Source organism: Pseudomonas sp. GD03862 (assembly GCF_029840855.1).
In the GTDB taxonomy this organism is placed as follows: domain Bacteria; phylum Pseudomonadota; class Gammaproteobacteria; order Pseudomonadales; family Pseudomonadaceae; genus Aquipseudomonas; species Aquipseudomonas alloputida.
On the sequence record NZ_JAOCDI010000040.1, the window covers coordinates 1 to 18,792 of the forward strand.

General features: G+C 60.5%; 15 protein-coding genes. 3 read left to right on the plus strand and 12 right to left on the minus strand.

From position 1 onward, the window contains the following. Positions 1 to 90: 90 nt before the first annotated feature. The 12 genes from N5D53_RS21600 to tssB form a co-directional block, all read right to left on the minus strand. Positions 91 to 1,014 (minus strand): DUF4123 domain-containing protein, encoded by a 924-nt coding sequence (locus tag N5D53_RS21600; protein WP_104961996.1) that lies wholly within the window; start codon positions 1,012 to 1,014, stop codon positions 91 to 93. Further along, complete coding sequence (tssI, locus tag N5D53_RS21605; protein ID WP_279840782.1) at positions 1,011 to 3,179, minus strand: type VI secretion system tip protein TssI/VgrG; 2,169 nt, start codon at positions 3,177 to 3,179, stop codon at positions 1,011 to 1,013. The genes N5D53_RS21600 and tssI overlap by 4 nt, the downstream gene beginning before the upstream one ends. Before the next feature lie 74 nt (positions 3,180 to 3,253). After that, positions 3,254 to 3,769 (minus strand): Hcp family type VI secretion system effector, encoded by a 516-nt coding sequence (locus N5D53_RS21610; RefSeq protein ID WP_064491555.1) that lies wholly within the window; start codon positions 3,767 to 3,769, stop codon positions 3,254 to 3,256. Between the two features lie 131 nt (positions 3,770 to 3,900). Beyond that, positions 3,901 to 4,770: a type IVB secretion system protein IcmH/DotU gene (gene icmH / locus N5D53_RS21615; RefSeq protein ID WP_279840784.1), complete on the minus strand. Its 870-nt coding sequence runs from the start codon at positions 4,768 to 4,770 to the stop codon at positions 3,901 to 3,903. 1 nt (position 4,771) lies between these two features. Continuing rightward, positions 4,772 to 6,109, minus strand: a complete 1,338-nt coding sequence (gene tssK / locus N5D53_RS21620; protein ID WP_104961992.1) for a type VI secretion system baseplate subunit TssK — start codon at positions 6,107 to 6,109, stop codon at positions 4,772 to 4,774. Positions 6,110 to 6,164: 55 nt separating this feature from the next. Further along, positions 6,165 to 6,962, minus strand: coding sequence for a type VI secretion system lipoprotein TssJ (gene tssJ / locus N5D53_RS21625; protein ID WP_190869453.1), 798 nt, complete (start codon positions 6,960 to 6,962; stop codon positions 6,165 to 6,167). Next, the gene (locus tag N5D53_RS21630; RefSeq protein ID WP_064491558.1) at positions 6,959 to 7,528 is read right to left on the minus strand and encodes an FHA domain-containing protein; all 570 of its coding nucleotides are present in this window, start codon (positions 7,526 to 7,528) and stop codon (positions 6,959 to 6,961) included. Before N5D53_RS21630 ends, tssJ begins: the two co-directional genes overlap by 4 nt. After that, on the minus strand, positions 7,525 to 8,541 hold the full coding sequence (tssG, locus tag N5D53_RS21635) for a type VI secretion system baseplate subunit TssG (protein WP_190869452.1): 1,017 nt from the start codon (positions 8,539 to 8,541) through the stop codon (positions 7,525 to 7,527). The genes N5D53_RS21630 and tssG overlap by 4 nt, the downstream gene beginning before the upstream one ends. Further along, complete coding sequence (gene tssF, locus N5D53_RS21640; RefSeq protein WP_104961990.1) at positions 8,505 to 10,271, minus strand: type VI secretion system baseplate subunit TssF; 1,767 nt, start codon at positions 10,269 to 10,271, stop codon at positions 8,505 to 8,507. The genes tssG and tssF overlap by 37 nt, the downstream gene beginning before the upstream one ends. 3 nt (positions 10,272 to 10,274) lie before the next feature. Beyond that, the gene (tssE, locus tag N5D53_RS21645) at positions 10,275 to 10,685 is read right to left on the minus strand and encodes a type VI secretion system baseplate subunit TssE (RefSeq protein ID WP_010953542.1); all 411 of its coding nucleotides are present in this window, start codon (positions 10,683 to 10,685) and stop codon (positions 10,275 to 10,277) included. Next, positions 10,682 to 12,172, minus strand: a complete 1,491-nt coding sequence (gene tssC / locus N5D53_RS21650; protein WP_064491562.1) for a type VI secretion system contractile sheath large subunit — start codon at positions 12,170 to 12,172, stop codon at positions 10,682 to 10,684. Before tssC ends, tssE begins: the two co-directional genes overlap by 4 nt. A 17-nt stretch (positions 12,173 to 12,189) precedes the next feature. Further along, on the minus strand, positions 12,190 to 12,693 hold the full coding sequence (gene tssB, locus N5D53_RS21655; RefSeq protein ID WP_104961989.1) for a type VI secretion system contractile sheath small subunit: 504 nt from the start codon (positions 12,691 to 12,693) through the stop codon (positions 12,190 to 12,192). A 326-nt stretch (positions 12,694 to 13,019) separates the two neighbouring features. Between tssB and vasI the strand changes: the two genes are divergently transcribed. The 3 genes from vasI to tssM are packed head-to-tail and all read left to right on the plus strand — an operon-like array spanning position 13,020 to position 18,738. Further along, a complete protein-coding gene (gene vasI, locus N5D53_RS21660; protein ID WP_177331243.1) occupies positions 13,020 to 13,670 on the plus strand; it encodes a type VI secretion system-associated protein VasI in 651 nt (216 codons plus the stop codon). Beyond that, entirely contained in the window at positions 13,658 to 15,121 is a 1,464-nt protein-coding gene (tssA, locus tag N5D53_RS21665; protein WP_104961988.1) for a type VI secretion system protein TssA, read from the plus strand. Before vasI ends, tssA begins: the two co-directional genes overlap by 13 nt. Then, positions 15,118 to 18,738 (plus strand): type VI secretion system membrane subunit TssM, encoded by a 3,621-nt coding sequence (tssM, locus tag N5D53_RS21670; RefSeq protein ID WP_190869451.1) that lies wholly within the window; start codon positions 15,118 to 15,120, stop codon positions 18,736 to 18,738. Before tssA ends, tssM begins: the two co-directional genes overlap by 4 nt. Positions 18,739 to 18,792 lie beyond the last annotated feature (54 nt).

The window sequence follows — 18,792 nt, forward strand, 5'->3', positions numbered from 1 at the left end:
GCGGTGCGGGGCACGATGGCGTAGCGCACCGGCAGGATGGGCACGCGTGCGCTGCAGGCAGGGCCGGAGGTGGCGCTGCTGACGGAGGCGTTAGTCATGGGCAGGCTCCTTGCTTTCGACCAGTGCCTGGAGCTCGCGAAGGCGGGCCTGGGGCGACTCTTCGAGGTTGGTATAGATTTTTCCCGCCTTGTCATTGCTCATCAGCCACATGTGCCCGGCTATCAGCCGAATGAATTGGCCCGCAACTTCCTCGCTCCGGAAATTGAGGGCTGTCAGTTGCGGCAGGAGTGTTTCTATCCATAGGCGTATGTCCGCCAAGGTATGGTTGGCATGGGGCGGCATGGCCAAGACCTCATGCGCCAATGAGAGGACAAAGTGCTCGTGCATGCCTGCTTGCAGCCGATCAAGTTCAAGCTGCTGGAGGGTCAAAGGCAGTTCTGATTTTGAGCGGGCAGCAATCGGCTTGTTTTCGTGTGTTTTCCACTCATGAGCCGGCCCCCAGTTGACTCGCCATGCCAACCGAGACACCGGGCCAAGCCAGGCCTTGCGATGGTCGTCGTCCAGCGCATTCAGCCAGGCTGCAAGATGGTCCGGTGTGACATGGTGAGTGGCAACGCTGTGGTCAGGGAGCACGACCTGCACCAGGCTGGTGAAGTGGTCTGCCAGCGCTGCCAGGCCAACCTCGGCATCCAGCGCGATGGCGCCACCGATAGGCATCCAGGTCGTGATTGCATGGGCAAGCAGCTCGTGAGCGTCTGCAACGTCCACCAGCAAAGGCCCAAACTCATGACGGTCATCCAGGGCGCTGTTCTTCCATAACCATGCCTTTTGAGTATTCCGGCTGACAGCGTTTATAAGGTCGAGTACCGATGGGGCATAAGCAGGAACCAGTTCACCCTCCTGCGGGATGGGCCGATAGGCCCAGTACTCGATTGCCCTGGTCATGAGCAGCAGAAAGCGGCAGTTATGAGCGAAGTCTTCGCTGCGCGGAGCAACTGATGACGGTGTAGTCATTGGACTGGCCCTCGGATACAGCGGCAATCGGGCAGGGGGCAGGAACCATCAGGGCGGCGCCCACACAAGCGCTCCAGAGGCTTGCCGGTGTTCGGTGCACTGCTGATGGAAAAGGGGCTTGTCGTCCCATTTGCCGACTTGAGCATCTGGCCGGTGATGCGAATCGTCGGGCTGTCCAGGGTGATGCCTGTTTCGTCGATTCGAATGGAGCCACCAGGGCCTTGGATGACCACGGCTTCCGATGCTCGAAGTTCATAACGGCGTGTACGTCTGCGGATATCCCCACGGGCTTCCAGATCGGCATGCCCTTCGACCCGTTGCTCGAAGTTGCCACCGATACGGGTGTGGTGATTGGCGGCGATCTGGTCGTGACGGTGATTGCCGATGTTTTCGACACGGTCCTTGGCGATCCTGATCGTGTGGTTTCTACCGATGTCGAGCGCGGCGTCCTGCCCAATGGTGACGCGCTCGTCATTGCCAACCGTTTCCGTACGGTCGTGGCCGATCAGGATCGATTCGTCGTGATCGACCTGCTCTTTGCGGTCATTGCCGACCTGCGTAGTCTCATCGTGCTTGACCACATTGTTCTGGTCCCTCTGGGCATGAATGAACACTTCCTCCTGGCCCAGTTCGTCTTCGAAGCGCAGCTCGTTGAAGCCATCGCCCTTGTGGGTCTGGCTCTTGATGGTCATGCGGGTCTTGTGGCGGGGAAGGTCGTAGGGTGGCAACTGGTTACCGCAGTAAGTACGGCCGGTGATCATCGGCTGATCGGGGTCGCCGTTGACGTAGTGGATGATCACGTCCTGGCCAATCCGTGGGATGGCCATCGAGCCCCAGCTGCCGCCGGCCCAGCCTTGGGATACGCGTACCCAGCAGGAGCTGAACGCGTTGTCCTGGCTTTCTCTGTCCCAGGGAAAGCTGACCTTGACCCGGCCCCATTCGTCGCAGTAGATCTCTTCACCGGGCGGCCCCACCACGGTGGCCATATGCGGGCCGTCAACGCGTGGTTTGGGCAATGGGGCTGGGCGCCACTCGGTTCTGCCTGGCACCAGTACCGCCTTTTGCTCGTAACGTGTGCCCTGGTCGGCCCCGGCAGTTTCTTCCTGCAGGCTGGTGAACTGGCTGCCTTCGTGGCGAACCGTGCTGACCCGCCAATGCACATTCAGGTCTTCGCGCGGGTGGCCGGTCAGGGTGAAGCTCAGGCCTGGTTGCAGGCGCACATCGTCGCCTTGGACTTGGGCAATACGCACGTCATGGCGCAAGCCGGTGATGCGGTTTTCGGTGAACGGCTTGCCAACGGCATCGCGTTTGTAACGGCCGGGGTAGTCGAAGCACTCATAGTCCGTGGACTGGTGCTCAAGATAGGGGCCCGAGGCCCTGTGTTCCTGACGATAGGCCGGGTGGGTGAAGGTGTAGTCGCGTTGAACCTGCCGTGCAGTACGCACTTGTTCGCTGTAGCGCAAGCGCCGTAGGCACGGTTGAGGCTGGTCGCCGCCGTGGTTGGAATGGTACAGCACGGTGTCCGGGGCTGACGGTTCACGCTCACGGTAGAAGCCTTCGGCGTCGTCCTCGTGTTTGATGACACCGTGACTTATCAGACCGAGTGACTGCAGTCTGTCGGTGATGATCAGCTTATGGCGTTTTTCGTTGTGCTCGAAGCGGTAGACAAAGCCTTCTTCGGCCGCGAGGCGGGCGATGAAGTCGAGGTCGGTTTCGCCGGCTTGTACGCAGAATTCGCGCACCTGGTGGTCCATGCTGGCGCGCAGTTCGTACTGGTCAATGCCCTGGCGCTTGAGCATCAGCTCGAGAATTTGCGGTACGGTCTTGTGCTGGAAGATGCGCCAGTTCGAGCGCAGGTTGGCCCGTGCCAGTTGGGGCTCGACCAGCGCGTGGTAGTAGGTGCGGTAGAAGCCGCTTTCAGCCTGGCTGAAACGGCTGACAAGGCCGTGCACGTACCGTACCGGGCGTTCGCCCTCCAGGATGGTGAAGAGCACGGGCTTGTCGAGCAAATGGCCGAAGTCGATGTCGTTTTCGAAGCTGATCAGTTTCAGCTCCAGTTCAAAGGGTGCGCTGATGCCCTCTCGGAGTTCGAACGACACCACCTCGAATTCAGCTTTGCCAACGAGTGCCTCAAAGCTGTAGCGCAAATCAGATTGGCTAGGCATAAAAGATCCTTGTCCGCCGTCTGAATCAACACAAAGCCTGGGCGGGCATGGCCTGCCCAGGGCATTTGCACAGGTCAGGCGGCAGGTGCGCGCCAGTCGTCAGAGCCTTCGGTATTGGCTACATCGTGAGCCCACGTGATCTTTCGATACGCCAGCGATACTTCAACCAGTTGGGTGTAGTTTTCATTGTCTTTGTCGAGTGCGTGGGGAAGCACGGTATTGATGCTGACGATGGTGGCGTCTTCGAGCGTGGTGGTGAAAAAATGCTCTTGTTTGCCTTCCGACGAGGTGCGATACCAGCTGACCTCGACCGTTGGCAGCATTTCGCCGTTGGCAAGTGCCTGATACATCAGGGGTGTAGCTTTATTCAGCGAGCTGGTGAATATGAAAGGCTTATGCACGCGCTGGCCACTCGGTTGACCGCTCTGGGGGTCAGTGGGCGTAGTCACCTCATGCTTGATTTCCTGAACCAGAATTTGATCTTCATGGCCTTGTTGGAACACGTTGCCGACGGATTCAGCGGTAAATGCATTTTCGGTGATGTTGCCTTGGGTCTGGCCTATGATCTTGATATAAGCAGGTGTTGGCATGGCAGTTTCTCCTACATCCATATGGATAAATCACGCCACCACGGGCGGCGTGGCCATCAGGAACGATGGGCTTGTCAACGAGGCAGGTACCTCGTCAATTCAATGAATCAGCTGCGCCGTGGATCGACGCGCTACTGCTGCAAAATGCCGTTGAGCGACTCCAGCACCTCGGTGGTAATCAGGTGCAGGCGATAGCTGTAGATGCTGTAAGCCACCGCCATGGCGATGGCGGAAATCACCAAGGGGCTCCACCAGGGCCATTGCCGGCTCATGCGGAAGTTGCGTGGGGCCACATTGGTGTAGGGGTCGCAGACTTCTTCGGGGGTGGGGCCGCGCAGTTCGCGGATGATCCCGTGCAGTTGGTGAATCAGTGCGTTGAGTGTTTCTTCGCCTTTCGGCGCGAGCGCGTACTTGCCCTTCAGCCCAAGGCACAGGGCGTAGTACATGAACTCAAGTACGTCCTGATAACGCTTGGGCTCCTGCATCAGGCGGGTGATCACCGTGAAGATTTTTTCCCCACCCCAGGTCTCGTCGTGGAAGATGCTGAGCAGCGGCTCCTGACTCCAGCAGCTGCTCTTGCCCCAGGGCCGCTCCATTACGGCCTCGTCTATGAACAGGCACAGACCGTAGGAGTACGCCAGCAACTGAGCGGGTTCGTAACCGTGCTGGCGCATTTCTTCCTGAATGTTGTCGATCTGGCTGCGTACTTGCTGGTGCACGTCCTGGATGTTCGGCAGCTCGTCCAGCGTACGCAGGCGTATGACCAAGCCGAACAACGGTGATGCGGCATCCAGCATCAGGTTGGCGAAGCCGCCCCGCAGCTGAAATTCCGGGTCAGCGGGGTAGCCTTCGGGAACGGGCTCTGGCTCAGGTTTGTCCGTGGATATTTGCGCATTGGTTGCCGCAGCCCGGGGGGCGGGTACTGGCTGTTCAAGGGTTGAATCAAGCGCGTTGACTGCAGCGTTGTTTTCATCGGTGGGCGTATTGTTGTCTTTTCCCATGTCACTCACTCCTGATCGCCCAGAACTGCAGTTCAAGCCCTGGGAAGTCGCCCGCAATGTGGATGCCGAAGCCATTCGCCTTGCTCATGCACGCCCAGGCCGGATCACGTCGGTCCAGCTCGAAGTAGCTGAAGCCCGCATGGAAGGGCAGGTCGCGGGGCGCCACGGGTAATGGCAACAAAGGGATGCCCGGCAATTGCAGCGGCACCAGGTCATTCAATGACTCAAGTGAGGTGATCTTGGCTTTCTGGATGAACATCTGGCGCAACGCCTGTGGTGGCAGGTCGGCGCGCACGGCGAGGATGAAGTCGGCTTCGTCGATCAGCCGCCGGTCTTCCAGCGTGGTCGTCATCACGCCGAATTGTTCGCTCTCCAGCGGCAGTGAAACAGCGCGCGGCCGCAAGACGGTGCTCAGAGACCGGCGCAAGGTGTCTTCCAGCGGTTTGAAGGAGGTGCGCAGTGCGGTGTGGTGATAGGCGGGGTACTCCTGCGGCAGCCTGTTCTGGTCGGTGAAGGTGACGAATTCGCCACAGGCCTGGCTCATGCACAGGTACAGCTGCTCGGGGTGCGTTTGCGCTTGCCTGGCCAGATGCTGGAAGCATGGCCACCAACGGTTCATGGCCTGCAGCAGGTTGAAGTCGCGAATGTCGGCGATCCCGGACTGGCCCGAGGCACCAATCCGCGTGGCGAGGCCGCGCGCCCGCTCGCGCAAGGTATGGGTGATTTCTTCAAGAAACCGCTGCAGCGCTGGCACCGCCCGCACCGAAACGCTGGTGGGGTAGAACGCTTCGTCCAGTTGCAGGCTGCCGTCGGGGCGCCGTTCCAGAATACGTGCCAGGGCCAGGCGGGTGTAGGCGCTGCTGTCTTCGGTCTTGCGTTTGAGCTGCAGGTTGGGCACCGCAAGGTCTACCTGCACCAGGTCACCGTCAGCGGTGTGGGTATCCTTGATTTCCTGTGCCTGGGCGGTATAGCGGAAATTGGCTGCATTGTCGGGCCAGCTCACTTCGCGGCCGCCATCGGTACGCAGCGGCAGGCACAGATACACCTCACTGTCTTGGCACGCGTCGTCGCCGATTTCCAGCGGCGGCGGTGGCGGAAGGTCGGCGGGAATGTCGAACACCGTGCCGTCCGGCATCACACCTCGCGCCCGGGTGATGGCGACTTTGCCCAGGCTCAGGTATTCGTCGTTCAACTGAAGTTCGCTGAAGCCGTAGAAGGCTGCATTGAGGCTGGCGAGGCGCTGGTGCAGGGCTGCTTCGCTGGCCCTGGCCGCCTGTTGGAAATGCTGTGGTTTGACGAACAGGCCTTCGGGCCAGAGAACGGGATTGCGTGAACTCATGGGCGCTCCGTGTCAGCGTGAGTAAGCAGGAAGGGCAAAGGGTGTTGAGGCGCCATCAGTCTTCTTCCTTGAGCACGATGTGCGTGTCGTTGACCAACACCGACAGCATGATCTGGCGGCCACGCGGCGGAATGCGCAGTACTTGTCGCCAACTGGCGTTTTCATGGCCTCGGTAGTCGGCAATCACCGCGACGAAGCGGGTTTCGGCGTGGATGGGTTCGAACGGGATGTACTTGAACTGGCCAGGGCGCAGCAGGTAGTCGTCACTACGGATATAGGTACTGCGCAGCGCCTTGGCCGGGTCCTGCTCCAGTAGCTGGTACACGGTGTTGCGCAGCAGTGAGTCGTCGCGCAGTTGCAGGATCGTGATGGCAATGGGCGTGGCGACCAGCGCTGAGGCAACGCTTGTGGTGCGCGGCAAGGTCAACGCCACTTGAGGGTCGTCGTAGCTGCCGGGGCCGCTTTCTTCCAGGGGCGAGCGAGCCGGGTCGCTTTCGTCTCCTTCGTCCAGCTCGACGGGGGACATGGCCGGGAATTGCGCTTGCAGGTATTCGAACAGAACCCCGATTTTTTCGGTCAACGCATAGGGGTCGCCAGCACTCAGGGTCACAGCGTAGGGGCTGGGCTCCAGGGCGCGATCCTGATCGGCTGCTACGCCAAGGCTGTCCGGATTGCCGTTGAGGGTAGGGCTGGCATTGATGCTGAATGCGACCTCGGTCGGGTGATCCTTGGGCGGCCCGATGGGCAACGAGTGGTCCATGGCCACCTGGCTCATTCTGCTCAAAGAGGTGCAGCCGGCGGGGCCGACCAGCGCAAGCAGCAGGGGGGCGAGCAGAAGTGGATGAGGCTTCATGGGTATGCTCCGGCAATCAGGCGCTGCAGCGGGTTTTCTCGGAGTGCCCCTTCACCGTCTGCTGCGTCCAGCGCTGCCAGAGGGTCGTTCCCCATGGCTGCTTTGAAGACCGAGCAGATCTCGACGGCTGGTTGGGGGGCAGAAGGCTGTGCCGGCCAAGCGGGTGCAGGCGCTTCGGCTATCAGGCGGTCGAGCACCCTCGGGTCCGGGTTGAACAGGTCCTCCAGCGAGCGTGTGCAGGCCTGATCCTGGGAGTACTGAACCTGTAGGCGATAGGCACCAATGAGAAGCTGGTCACCCTCAACCAGGCGCCTGGGTGGAAGCGGCCCCAGGCTGTTGGCACTGCCATTGACGTAGGTGCGGTGGCAGTGGTCGATCACACAGAAGCTGCCCTCGATCCAGCGGATTTCGCAGTGGATGGGCGCAACGGCCTGATCGCGGTCATTGATTCGCCAGTTTGCTCGCCCGCTGCCGATGGTGCCGCCCTTGCAGTCGAACAGGTGCCGAGCAGTAACGCCGTGCTGCAGTTGGTCGAGGTTGGTGATGCTCAAGGTGACTGTGCTCATGAGCGCCCCCGGAAGCGTACAACCGGGCTGATCTGGCCATGCCGGTCGTCGACGAAGCTGGTCCAGCCCAGATAGGCACCCTGGCTGCGGTGCAAGCAGAAGGGTGACAACGCGCTCTGCTTGAGGCGCAGCTCCAGGTCATAGGCCAGCCCGTCACGCAGCAGAAAGTCGATCAGTGCGCGCAAACGGCCGAAGTTGATGCCGCTGGGCAGCAAGTCCCGCAGCTGCTTCTGGTCGAGTTCGCTGATCACGATGGTGAACTTGCTGCTGCGGGTGCGCGTGCGGCTGCCAATCATGAACGTGCTGCCCAGCTGGCCGTTGGTCCGCCCCAGGCTTGCAAGCTGCCTGGACGGCGTGACGACTGATCGCGTCTCGAACTCGCGGATGTGCACCTGCTTGAGGTCGAAGCAGTGCGCAATGATGCCGGCCACAGTGCCCGGCGCACGGCTGCGGCTGGCGATTACGCCGGCAAAACTGAGCAGGCGGCTCCAGGGCAGCGCCGTGTCCCCTCGCAACTGCTTGTCGTTAAGCCCCAGCAGGGCAAACATGTACTGCGAGAACCCGTCACTGGCACCTGGCTGGAAGCGGATGTAATAGCGGTACTTGCGCCAGATACGGTGCAACAGGCTGAGCAGGTAGTGGTTGAAGAAGTCGAAGAAGGCCGGCCGTACACCGATGCCATGCGCATGTTCATACGCCACCTGTTCCAGATAATAGGTGGGCAATGGCGAATCGGTGCCGTGCAACCCCAGGAACGTGGCAACGACGCGGTAGCGCTCGTCCTCAGCGGGCATTCGCTGGGCTTTGTACACGTCCGATACAGGGAAGGTCAGCCGTGTGTCGCAGGCCAGGCGCACGCGCAGCCGGGTGGCCTTGTCCGGCCAACGCGGTTCCAGGTTATCGCCATGCAGCCCGTGCAACCGCTCCAGCAACTGGAAGAAGTTGTACTGGTGCGCTTTGCAGAGCAGCTTGTCGGCTAGATCAGCGGTTGCTTGCCGGTCTGTATTGGCCATGTGTAGTGCTCGTTATTGGTGGTGTTGATCACTTCCAGCTGGTGGAAGGAATTGATGCTGGCGTACAGGGCGAAGAAATGAGCGAGCACACAGCTGAACAGGTACAAGTCGCCTTCGCAGAGGAAGGCGGACTGGTCCAGTTTCAGCAGGGTGTGCAGGCCGCGAATGGGTTGCCCCTTGATCAGCCAATCCATGGGCTGCGTATGAATGTCGCGCATACCCTCCAGGCGTTTACGGGTGGTGCGAGCCTGCTGGATGTCGTGCAGGGCCATGAAGTCATAGGCGCGGATCACCGCTTTCAGCGGCTCTACCGAGAGCATGGACAGGTAGTTGAGCGACATGTTGGAGATCAACGCCCACTGCAACTGGCCGTCCAGCACCGGGCGACAGGGGCGGGTGGGGGTACAGAGATTGGTGTAGGTGGCCAGCGGCGGCGTAAGTTCGCTCAGGACGTTGATGTCATCCACGCCTAGCGCCAGCGGTAGGTCCCGATTGGTGCAGGTGAGGTCGATGGACGCGGTTTCCAGCTCGCCTATGTAGCTGTTGGCGTCGGCGCGGACGAAGGCGATTCGATGCATGACGCCATTGCCGTGCAGGCACTCTTCCAGCTGGCAGCGGTAATACAGCGCCGTGCGCCCCTGGACGTGCTCGATTTCATGGGCGAAGGACTCGAAGGGACGGAAGGTCCGAAGGTGCTCACCGGTGTTACCGTCAGTCGTCGTTCGGGTGCTGATCACCTGGTCGACACTGAAGATTTCGTAGCCGTGCGGCGCTGTGCCCTTGGGCTTCAGTGGAACCATGGCGTCCTTGCCGGACAGGTCGATGGGCTCGGCGCTGTGCTGGAACAGGTTGACCGCAGGTGCGCAGAACAGGTTGAAATCTGCTTTGCCGACACGCAGCGAGTCGGGTAGCTGGCGCGTGAAGTGAAATTCAAGGTTTACCTGCTGGCTGTCATGAGCTGGCCAGATCTTTTCCAGGCCGGTAACGCTGAAAAAGTGGAAGCGTTGAGGGAACGCGAAGTACTCCTGCAGGATGCGATAGCCATCAAAGACGTTCTGTGGGTAAGGCAGCAAGGCGTCGTTGGGGCTGAACCCTGGGAATGTGATGCTGTTTGCCGGCAGCCGACGAACCTCGCCATTGATGGTCACGCTGACATCCTTGAGGTATTGAGAAACCCACAGATAAAGCGTGCGCGCGGTTCGAGCATCGCCGCTGAGGTAAAAGTCGAGGCTGGTACAGCCCAGGCTGTTCAACGGCCGCTCGACCAGTGATTGCAGGCTGATGCAGATCACAGAACTATCGGATGTCTGGGTGGCTGCGACCGTGTCGATCTCGAACGGATGAATGTTGACCGCTGTACAGGTGCGGAACTCGCAGGCCACGCCGTCTACCGGTTTCGAGAACAGCCGCGACCCCTTTGGGATGCGCTGTGACTGGCTGAGGGATTGCCTCACCGGGCTGAACTTGATGATCGTCGCGCTGGGCAGCGGCCGCAGGTAGTTCGGCCACAGCAACTGCAGCATGGGATGGGTCAGCTCTGGCAAGTCGTCTTCCAGCTTCAGCCGTAGCTTGGCGGTCAGGAACGCAAAGGCTTCCATCAGGCGTTCGACATCGGGGTCGCTGGCACCTTTGCCAAGCAACCGCGCGAGTTGTGGGTTTTCCTTGGCAAAGTCGTTCCCCAGTTCGTGCAGGTAACGCAGTTCTTCGCTGAAACTGTCTCTCAGTGACATCGGTCACCTCACTCGCGTGTAGCGATTGTGGCCATCGACCAGCAGCTCGAGTTGCAGCTGCTCTGCGTGGTTGTTGACCTGTACCAGGCAGTCCAGCCTGAAATGCAGCTCCAGCGGGGCATGGGTATCGGGCACTGCGTTGAGCGTGCGTACCTGTATGCGCGGCTCGAAGCGCTGGAGGGTGCGACGGATATCCGCGCTCACCTGCACAAGCAAGTCGCCGTTGCTCACGTCATGCCCATTGAAGTCGCGCAGGCCCAGCTCAGGGCTGCTCTGGGAGCACCCCTGGCGGGCATTCAGCAGCGTTTCGAGGTGGCGCTTGATGGCGGCGAACTTGTGGGAAGCGCTCTCGCGTCGGGAGGCCTCCCGGCGGGTGCACTGGTCCACCATCAGGCGATCAAAAAGACCACTCATTGCGTATCGAGCCGCCCGACCAGAGAAATCTCGAAGTTCGCGCCCATGTACTTGAAGTGCGGGCGTACGGCGAGCGAAACCTGGTACCAGCCCGGGTCACCCGCAACATCCGAGACCTCAATACGGGCGGCACGCAGCGGCCGGCGGCTGCGAACGTCGGCAGACGGGTTCTCCTGGTCGGCGACGTACTGCTTGATCCATTTGTTCAGCTCGGACTCAAGGTCACGGCGCTCTTTCCAACTGCCGATCTGCTCGCGCTGCAGCACCTTGATGTAGTGGGCGAGCCGGTTGACGATGAACAGGTAGGGCAACTGGGTACCCAGCTTGTAGTTGGTCTGTGCCTGAAGCCCCTCAGGGGTTTTCGGGAAGTGCTTGGGCTTTTGTACCGAGTTGGCGGAGAAGAACGCGGCGTTGTCGCTGTCTTTGCGCATGGTCAGGGCGATGAAGCCCTCTTCGGCCAGTTCGAATTCCTTGCGGTCGGATATCAGCACCTCGGTAGGGATCTTGGCCTGCAACTGGCCCAGGGATTCGTACAGGTGGACCGGCAAGTCTTCGACGGCACCGCCCGATTGGGGGCCGATGATGTTCGGGCACCAGCGGTAGCGGGCGAAGCTGTCGTTGATGCAACTGGCTAACAGAAAAGCAGAATTGCCCCACAGGTAGTTGTCGTGCTGCCCGGCGATGTCTTCGTTGTAGTTGAAGCTCTCGATCGGTTGTTCCTGCGGGTGGTAAGCGGAGCGAAGCATGAAGCGTGGCCCGGTCAGGGCGACGTGGCGGGCGTCTTCGCTTTCACGAAAAGCGCGCCACTTGGCATGCCGAGGGCCGGCGAAGAGGTCTTTTATTTCCTTGAGGTTAGGCAGCTCCTCGAAGCTGTTCAAATTGAAGAATTCGGGGGCAGGTGCAGCAAGAAAAGGGGCATGGGACATGGCGCCAACGGAGGCCATGTAACTTAGCAACTTGATGTCAGGGGAAGAGGGGCCGAAGTTGTAGTTGCCTACCATGGCCGCAACCGGCTCTCCCCCGAATTGGCCATAACCCGCGGTGTAAACATGCTTGTAGATACCGCTGCAGGTAATGTCAGCAGCATTTTCGAAGTCGTCGAGCAGGTCCTCTTTAGTGACATGCAAGACTTCAAGCTTGATGTTCTCCCTGAAGTCCGTGCGGTCGACCAGAAGTTTCAGGCTGCGCCATGATGATTCAAGCTGCTGGAACTCAGGCTGATGCAGAATGGCATCCATCTGTTTGCCGAGCATTCGGTCGATCTCGGCAATCATCTGGTCGGCTCGGTGTTTGTTGATCAGTTGATCCGGGTCATTGCTCTTGAGGATTTCGGCGATGAAGGCAGATACGCCCTGCCTGGCAATCTGGTAGCCCTCCTGAGCAGGCACCAGCTTGGTTTCTGCCATGATCTGGTCGAGCAAGGTGGCATTGCTCAATGTGTCGGCCGTTGCGTCTGTGGTGATGGCGGTGCTGCTTGGCTTGGGCATGGGGACGCTCCGTTGTCTCAATTTTTTTCTGGCGCCTCGAGCACCAGGTCCAATTCTTGGGCGAGCTGCTTACGCGCCTGCTCGTTGTTAAGCAGGTGCTGCAATTGCTTGCGGAAGGCCGGGACGTTACCCAGCGGGCCTTTCAGGGCGACCAGTGCTTCGCGCAGCGCCAGCAGCTTGTTCAGCTCGGGCACCTGGCGCGCGATCCGGTCCGGCCCGAAATCGTTGATGGACCTGAACTGCAGGTGGACGGCCAGCTCGGTATCCGGGGCGGTGCCAAGCCTGGACGGTACCGTTACGTCCAGGCTCACGTTGGCGTCGTTCAACACGCTGTTGAATGTATGTTTATCGATGCGCATGACCTGACGGTCCTCAAGCGCACGGTTGTCATCCAGGCCGAAGTCGCCCAGCACCAGCATCTTGTGCGGCAGCTCCACCTCAGCCTGCTCATCGCTGGTAGCGGGGACATACTTGATATTGACGCGTTCTTTCGGCGCAACGGATCCCGTATTGTTAGACATCGGTACGCAACTCCCTGTTGGGCTGTAGGATGTTCAGGTGCTAGTTGTGTTTATTGTTGTCTCGGTCTTGTAGGAAGATTCCCACATATGATTAATGGGTTGGGTTATTTGTCCGTTCCCTATGAAAACGATGCGCGGAAGAGTGGTCTTTGGTCGAGCATTAAGATGTAAATAAATATTTGTTTGTGTGCATTCGGTACTGTGTAATAGGCTTCTGCTGGATTTGTTTTAATTGGTCGCGCGGACGCATAGGCATTGCTATCTATTTGTAGGAAAGTTCTTTGCGCCATATAGGCCATTTGTACTATTCAGAGAGTAAATTCAGGATGATTAACCGCTGTGCATATGGCGCCGGTCTCTCGTTGCTGTTTTGTCTGCAGCCGGTGCTGGCAGGCTCCACGCGGGACTGTCCCCGGATCGTGTCCAACGTCGAGCGACTGGCCTGTTTCGATCAGGCTGCTGGCACCCCGGCGTACACGCCAAAGCGGCAGTGGTCTGCACCGGAGCAGCAGGCCCCCACTGTGTTACGGGTGATGGCAAATGAAGCTGAACGGGCACCGGATGACCTGACGTTTCGCATCGGGAGCCAGCCCCAGGACGGGGCAGGCGCACCAGCGCTTGTGATTTCGGCGCCCGCCATCGCATCGGGTGATGAACGTGCCTACATGGCAATCAGTTGCATCCAGGCCATCTCCCGGCTACAGCTGATTGCCAGGCGTCCGATCGAAGCAAGCTGGGTCAAGGTACGCCTGAGCGGGGAGGGCTGGTCTACCCGTGAGACCCCCTGGCAGGTGATGGAGAACGGTCAAGTGCTCGATGCCGGGCGGGGCCTGCCCGCCATAGAGCAGATCAGGAAGCTGATCGGTGCCCAGCGTATCGAGGTTGTGAGTGATCACGGCGAGGTCGACGGGCTGACCTTCGATGCGCAAGGCCTGGACCCCTTGATCAGCCGAGCGCGAAGCACATGCCGGTGGTAGCGCAGGTATCCAGGGAAGAGGTCACTCGGTTGCTCGCGCCGATTGATCCGGCAGTTCCGGCTGGCCTGTTCGATGTCGAGGACGAAACCTATCAGGCCATTGATCAGGAGATGGTCAAGCTGGGTGGGCTGCAGGAAGCCTCGATCGACTGGGTGTACATCGAAGACGCGTCCCGTCAGTACCTGAGCCAGCAATGCAAGCACTTGCGAATCGTTGCGCACCTGAGTGCCGCATGGTTGCGTAGCGGCTGCTGGGAGCAGTGGGGATGCACCTTGGCGTTGCTGGCCGGCATGCTCGAGTGCTATTGGGAAGCCGCTCATCCCAAGCCGGGACCGAAAGGCTTCCTGGGCAAACGCAAGCTGGTTGCCCTGGTGATCGATCGCTTGGCCGAGGCGCTACCGCGTCTTGATCGTTTTACCTACACCCCGACCCACGCAGCGGCAGCGCAGGCTGCCTTGAAACGCCTGCAACAACAGGAAACGGTGCAGCTGGACACGGCAGCACTGGGCGAACTTGAGCGCCTGCTAGGCAAGTACTCGGAACTTGCCAACGGTGTTGGTGAGGCTGCTGTGCCCAAAGCGGCGGCTGCAACCGAGAAGCCTGCGCCGTTGGCCGATGTCATCGTCACACCCGTGTCACGCATGTCGATGGGCAATGAGCGTGAGACACGGCGGGCTGTGCTGTCCATGGCCGAGCTCATCAACCAGCAGGACCCTTACGACGCTACCGGCTACCAGTTACGGCGTTTCGGTTTGTGGGCGCACATTCAGGTTGCTCCCCAAGTCAGGCAGGGCAACCGTACGGAATTGATGGCGGTTCCGCTGGATATCACGCGGGTCTATGAAGAGGCCATAGCCAGTCAGGTGGTTGACCCCGCCTTGCTGCAGCGCATTGAAAAGAGCCTGACGGCTTGCCCCTTCTGGATTCGCGGCAGCTTTCTGGCTGCGACCGTCGCCACACAGCTGGCGATGTGCGAGGTGGCCGAGGCCATCCGTTGTGCCACCGCCCGGTTTGTACAGCGTATGCCTTCGCTGCAGCAGTTGTGCTTCAGCGACGGGCTGGTATTTGTCGACGACCAGTGCCTGGCCTGGCTCAAGGGCACGCAAGGGCCGTCAGGCCAAGGTGCAACCCCCCAGGAGTTCAGCGGCCTGCGCGAGGAGCTGGTCAGCCAGCTGGAAACGGGTGGCGTAGAACCGCTGCTCCTTCGGCTGCAAGGGCTGCAAGCGGGCTTTCGTGCTCCCCGTGAGCGTTGCCACACCACGGTGATTGCAGCCGATCTGCTGGCCGCGCGGGGCGTGTCCTGGCTGGCCCAGGACCTGTGCGCCAGCGTTGCCCGAACCATGCAGCAAACCACCGCCAGTGCGTGGGAGCCCGAGGTATTTCAGCGGCTTCAGCAGTACGCCTCATCCCCAGCGCTGGCAGTTCAAGACAAGGATCAAGAGCCTCGATGAATCAAATATGGACGCAACTCAAACGTTGGGGCTGGCCGTGGGTAACGCGCATTGGCCTGGCGCTGCCGCTGCTGCTAGGGCTTGGCGCCTTGCTGATGCTGGTCGCTATCTGGTGGCTTGGCCCGCAATGGACGTGGCGGGAGCAGCAGCCGCTGGCAAGTGTGGCTCATCGCAGCGTGGCAAGCCTGGTGCTCGTGCTGGTGCCGCTTCTGTGCTGGCTTGGGGTGCTGCGCACGCGCTTTCGCCGCCTGCAAGCGGAGCGCCGCCAGGCACTGGCCGCCGAACAGGATGTCGCGATACCGTTCGTGCAGGCGCAAGAGCGGGCCTTGAGCCAGGGGCTTGAGCGGTACCTCGACAATGCAGGTGGGCGACGCGCGTTGTACCGGCTGCCCTGGTACCTGGTGTTGGGCGACGAACAGTCCGGTAAAAGCAGCTTCATCGACCGCACCGATCAGCGCTTTACCCTGACGCGTATCGACCAGGCCCAGGCACGGGGCCGACAGGCTGAAGCACTGGCCTACCCGGTAGGCTGGTGGGTGAGCGATGATGCCGTGATCATCGACCCGCCCGGTGTTTTCATCAGTCAAAAACCGCCGGCGGGCTCGGCGGCCAACGCCCCCTCCGAAGCCTTCGCGCCGCCCGGCATCCAGGCCCGGTTGTGGGAGCACCTGTTGGGCTGGCTGCAGCGTAAGCGAAGCCAGCGGGCGCTCAATGGTGTGTTGCTGGTGGTCGACCTGCCGGCGCTGCTGCATGGCAAGCCCGAGCAGCGCGTCGCACTGGCCCATGGGTTGCGCACACGCCTTTACGAAGTGAGCAGTCAGTTGGGGGCGCGCCTGCCGCTGTACGTGGTACTGACCAAATTCGATCTGCTGGACGGCTTCGACCAGTTCTACAGCCAGCTTCCGGCCGCCAAGCGTGAAAGCCTGTTGGGGTTCACCTTCAAGCTAGATGCGGTTGACGCGTTCGACGCCTGGCTGGATGAGTATGACGAGCACTACGGGCGGCTTCTCACCCAATTGCAGGAGCAGGTCATCGACCGGCTGGATGTACTGGGCAAGACAGCGCCGTGCGGGCGCCTGTTCTCACTGCATGCACAGTTGATCGGGTTGCGCCCCATACTGCAGGCATTCCTGCGCGAAACCTTGGCGAGTGACCGGTTCACCACGCCACCCTTGGTACGTGGTGTGTACTGGTCGTCAGTGGTACAGCAAGGCGACATGCGCAATGCCTTTGTCCGAGAAGCGGCTCAGCCCTACACGACGAAGCTGCCCCTGCGTGAAGGTAAGGCACAGGGGAAGGCGTTGGTCTATTTCATCCAGCAAGCATTCAGGCGGGTTATCTATCAGGAAGCCGGGCTGGCGGGTGACAATGTTCGGGTTGCGCGCAGCAAGCGCCACTTGCTGTGGGTGGGCTCTGGTGTAGGCATCCTGGCGTTCAGTATCGCCGTTGCCAGCTGGCAGCGTTACGCCGACATCAATGGCGCCAAGGCTGCCAGTGTGCTCGCCAAAAGCCAGGAGTACAGCGGTCACGAAGTCGATATGCGTCTTGATCCGACCGGGCGCAACCTGCTGGCGCCACTGGACCAGATTCGCGATGCGGTGGCGGTGTTTGGCGACTATCGTGCGGCCTGGCCGGTGGTTGCCGATTTTGGCTTGTATCAAGGGCGCAACATTGGTCCCTTGGTTGATGAGGCGTACCTCAGCTTGTTGTCTAAACGTTTCTTGCCGGCCTTGGCCAGTGGTGTGATCGATGCCATGAATGCAGCACCACCTGGCAGCGAGCAACAAATGGCCGCGCTCAGGGTTTACCGGATGATCGAGGACCGTAACAGCCGCCGGCCCGAATGGGTCGAGGACTGGATGGCCCGTCAGTGGCAGCGGGCCTTTCCTGGCCAGGGGCAGTTGCAGCGTGACCTCATGCAGCACCTGAAATACGCCTTGGCCTATGCCGATACCGATTTGCCGCAGTACCGCCAGCGGGTCAGCGAAGTGCAGCAGGCGCTGCGCAAATTGCCGTTGCCACAGCGGGTCTATGCAGGGCTGAAACAACAATCGTACCAGCAGTTGCACGCCGGGCTGGACCTGCGCCACCAGGTAGGGCCTGCGTTCGATGTGGTGTACCAGCCGTCTTCCGGGGCCAGGCAAGGGGATGAGGATGTACGGCTGGCCGCCATGCTCACCGCCAAAGGCTTCAGGGAATACTTCGAGCCGCACAGCCAACGCTTCGCTGAAATGGCGATGGTTGATCAATGGGCATTGGGGGAGCGCAGTCAACTCGACTATTCGGACGTTGACCGCGATGCGCTGACCGAGCGGCTGTATAACCTCTACAGCGCCGATTACATTGACAGCTGGCGGCGCGCCCTGAACGCTTTTACGGTGGCTGACTTCCGTGATCTGGACCATGGTGTCGCGATCCTGGAGCAGTTGACCGGCCCCGCAGCACCGTTGCAGCGGCTGCTGGACACGGTCAGGGATAACACCTCGCTTGCGTCTTCAGCAGCTGTTGAATCCCCAGGTGAGCTGAGTACGCTGCGGGTAGCAACCGGAAAACCCGAGCAACAGCAAGCGTTGGCCATCCAGCGGGCGTTTGCAGGCTTGGGCGCCATGCTGCAGGCGACAGGAGAAAAGCCGAGCTACTACGATGAAACCCTTGGCGCTGTTGCGGCCGTGCTGGACTACGCCAAGGCCGTACAAGACAGCCCGGACCGCGGCAAGGCCGCGTTGCAAGCCGTGCATCAGCGCTTTGCGATGACAGGGCAGGACCCGATCGGCACCCTGCAACGTATTGCCACAGGTTTACCGGAGCCTATCAGCCACCAGGTCAGAAAGCTCGCCGACCAGACTGCCCAGGTGCTGAACGTTGAAGCACTGCGCGAACTGGAGCGACGTTGGGATGCTGACGTGTACAGTTTTTTCCAGCAACGCCTGGCAGGCCGCTACCCCTTTGTGGTGAAGGCACCCGATGCTTCTTTGGATGACTTCGAGGCGTTCTTCGGGCCGAAAGGACGCCTGCAGCAGTTTAATGATCGGTATCTCAAGGTTTTCCTGAAGGACAACCTTGAGGCCTTGCAGTCCGCTCAGCACGGGCAATCCCTGATTCGTGCCGACGTGATCGAGCAGCTCGAGCTGGCGGATCGCATCCGCGAAACCTTCTTCGATCAGCGTGGCAAGCTGAGTGTGCAGTTCAGCATCGAGCCCTTGGGGCTCAGTGCGAACCAGCGTACCAGCCTGCTGGACCTGGATGGCCAGTTGATTGCCTACACCCATGGGCCAAGCCATATCACGGGTATTGTCTGGCCCAATACCTTGGGGCAGCAGGTCCGCAGCAATCTCACCTTGCTAAGGCAAAATGGCAACAGCAGCAGCCTGGAGTACCGTGGCCCGTGGTCGATGTTTCGCTTGCTCAGCCGCGGCGCGCTCAATGGCCGGACGGCGACCAGCGTGGACCTGAGCTTCAGGACCGGAGATGGCGTGATGCGCTATCGGCTTAACGCTGAAAAAGCCTTCAATCCCATTACCCAGCAACCTTTCAAAGGCTTCCGCTTGCCCCGAGGCTTGTTGCAACAGCCAGCCAGTGTGGTGCAGGCGGTGCTACCGGATGGGCAGCGACCATGAGCATCGTCAGGGGCGCAGTTCATTGACTGGGTAGGCTTTCGAAGCCTGGGTATG

What these genes read in the sequence shown, in the direction of transcription:
- N5D53_RS21600 (WP_104961996.1), bottom strand. Translation starts at nt 1,014, where the DNA reads ATGACTACACCGTCATCAGTTGCTCCGCGCAGCGAAGACTTCGCTCAT.
- tssI (WP_279840782.1), bottom strand. Translation starts at nt 3,179, where the DNA reads ATGCCTAGCCAATCTGATTTGCGCTACAGCTTTGAGGCACTCGTTGGC.
- N5D53_RS21610 (WP_064491555.1), bottom strand. Translation starts at nt 3,769, where the DNA reads ATGCCAACACCTGCTTATATCAAGATCATAGGCCAGACCCAAGGCAAC.
- icmH (WP_279840784.1), bottom strand. Translation starts at nt 4,770, where the DNA reads ATGGGAAAAGACAACAATACGCCCACCGATGAAAACAACGCTGCAGTC.
- tssK (WP_104961992.1), bottom strand. Translation starts at nt 6,109, where the DNA reads ATGAGTTCACGCAATCCCGTTCTCTGGCCCGAAGGCCTGTTCGTCAAA.
- tssJ (WP_190869453.1), bottom strand. Translation starts at nt 6,962, where the DNA reads ATGAAGCCTCATCCACTTCTGCTCGCCCCCCTGCTGCTTGCGCTGGTC.
- N5D53_RS21630 (WP_064491558.1), bottom strand. Translation starts at nt 7,528, where the DNA reads ATGAGCACAGTCACCTTGAGCATCACCAACCTCGACCAACTGCAGCAC.
- tssG (WP_190869452.1), bottom strand. Translation starts at nt 8,541, where the DNA reads ATGGCCAATACAGACCGGCAAGCAACCGCTGATCTAGCCGACAAGCTG.
- tssF (WP_104961990.1), bottom strand. Translation starts at nt 10,271, where the DNA reads ATGTCACTGAGAGACAGTTTCAGCGAAGAACTGCGTTACCTGCACGAA.
- tssE (WP_010953542.1), bottom strand. Translation starts at nt 10,685, where the DNA reads ATGAGTGGTCTTTTTGATCGCCTGATGGTGGACCAGTGCACCCGCCGG.
- tssC (WP_064491562.1), bottom strand. Translation starts at nt 12,172, where the DNA reads ATGCCCAAGCCAAGCAGCACCGCCATCACCACAGACGCAACGGCCGAC.
- tssB (WP_104961989.1), bottom strand. Translation starts at nt 12,693, where the DNA reads ATGTCTAACAATACGGGATCCGTTGCGCCGAAAGAACGCGTCAATATC.
- vasI (WP_177331243.1), top strand. Translation starts at nt 13,020, where the DNA reads ATGATTAACCGCTGTGCATATGGCGCCGGTCTCTCGTTGCTGTTTTGT.
- tssA (WP_104961988.1), top strand. Translation starts at nt 13,658, where the DNA reads ATGCCGGTGGTAGCGCAGGTATCCAGGGAAGAGGTCACTCGGTTGCTC.
- tssM (WP_190869451.1), top strand. Translation starts at nt 15,118, where the DNA reads ATGAATCAAATATGGACGCAACTCAAACGTTGGGGCTGGCCGTGGGTA.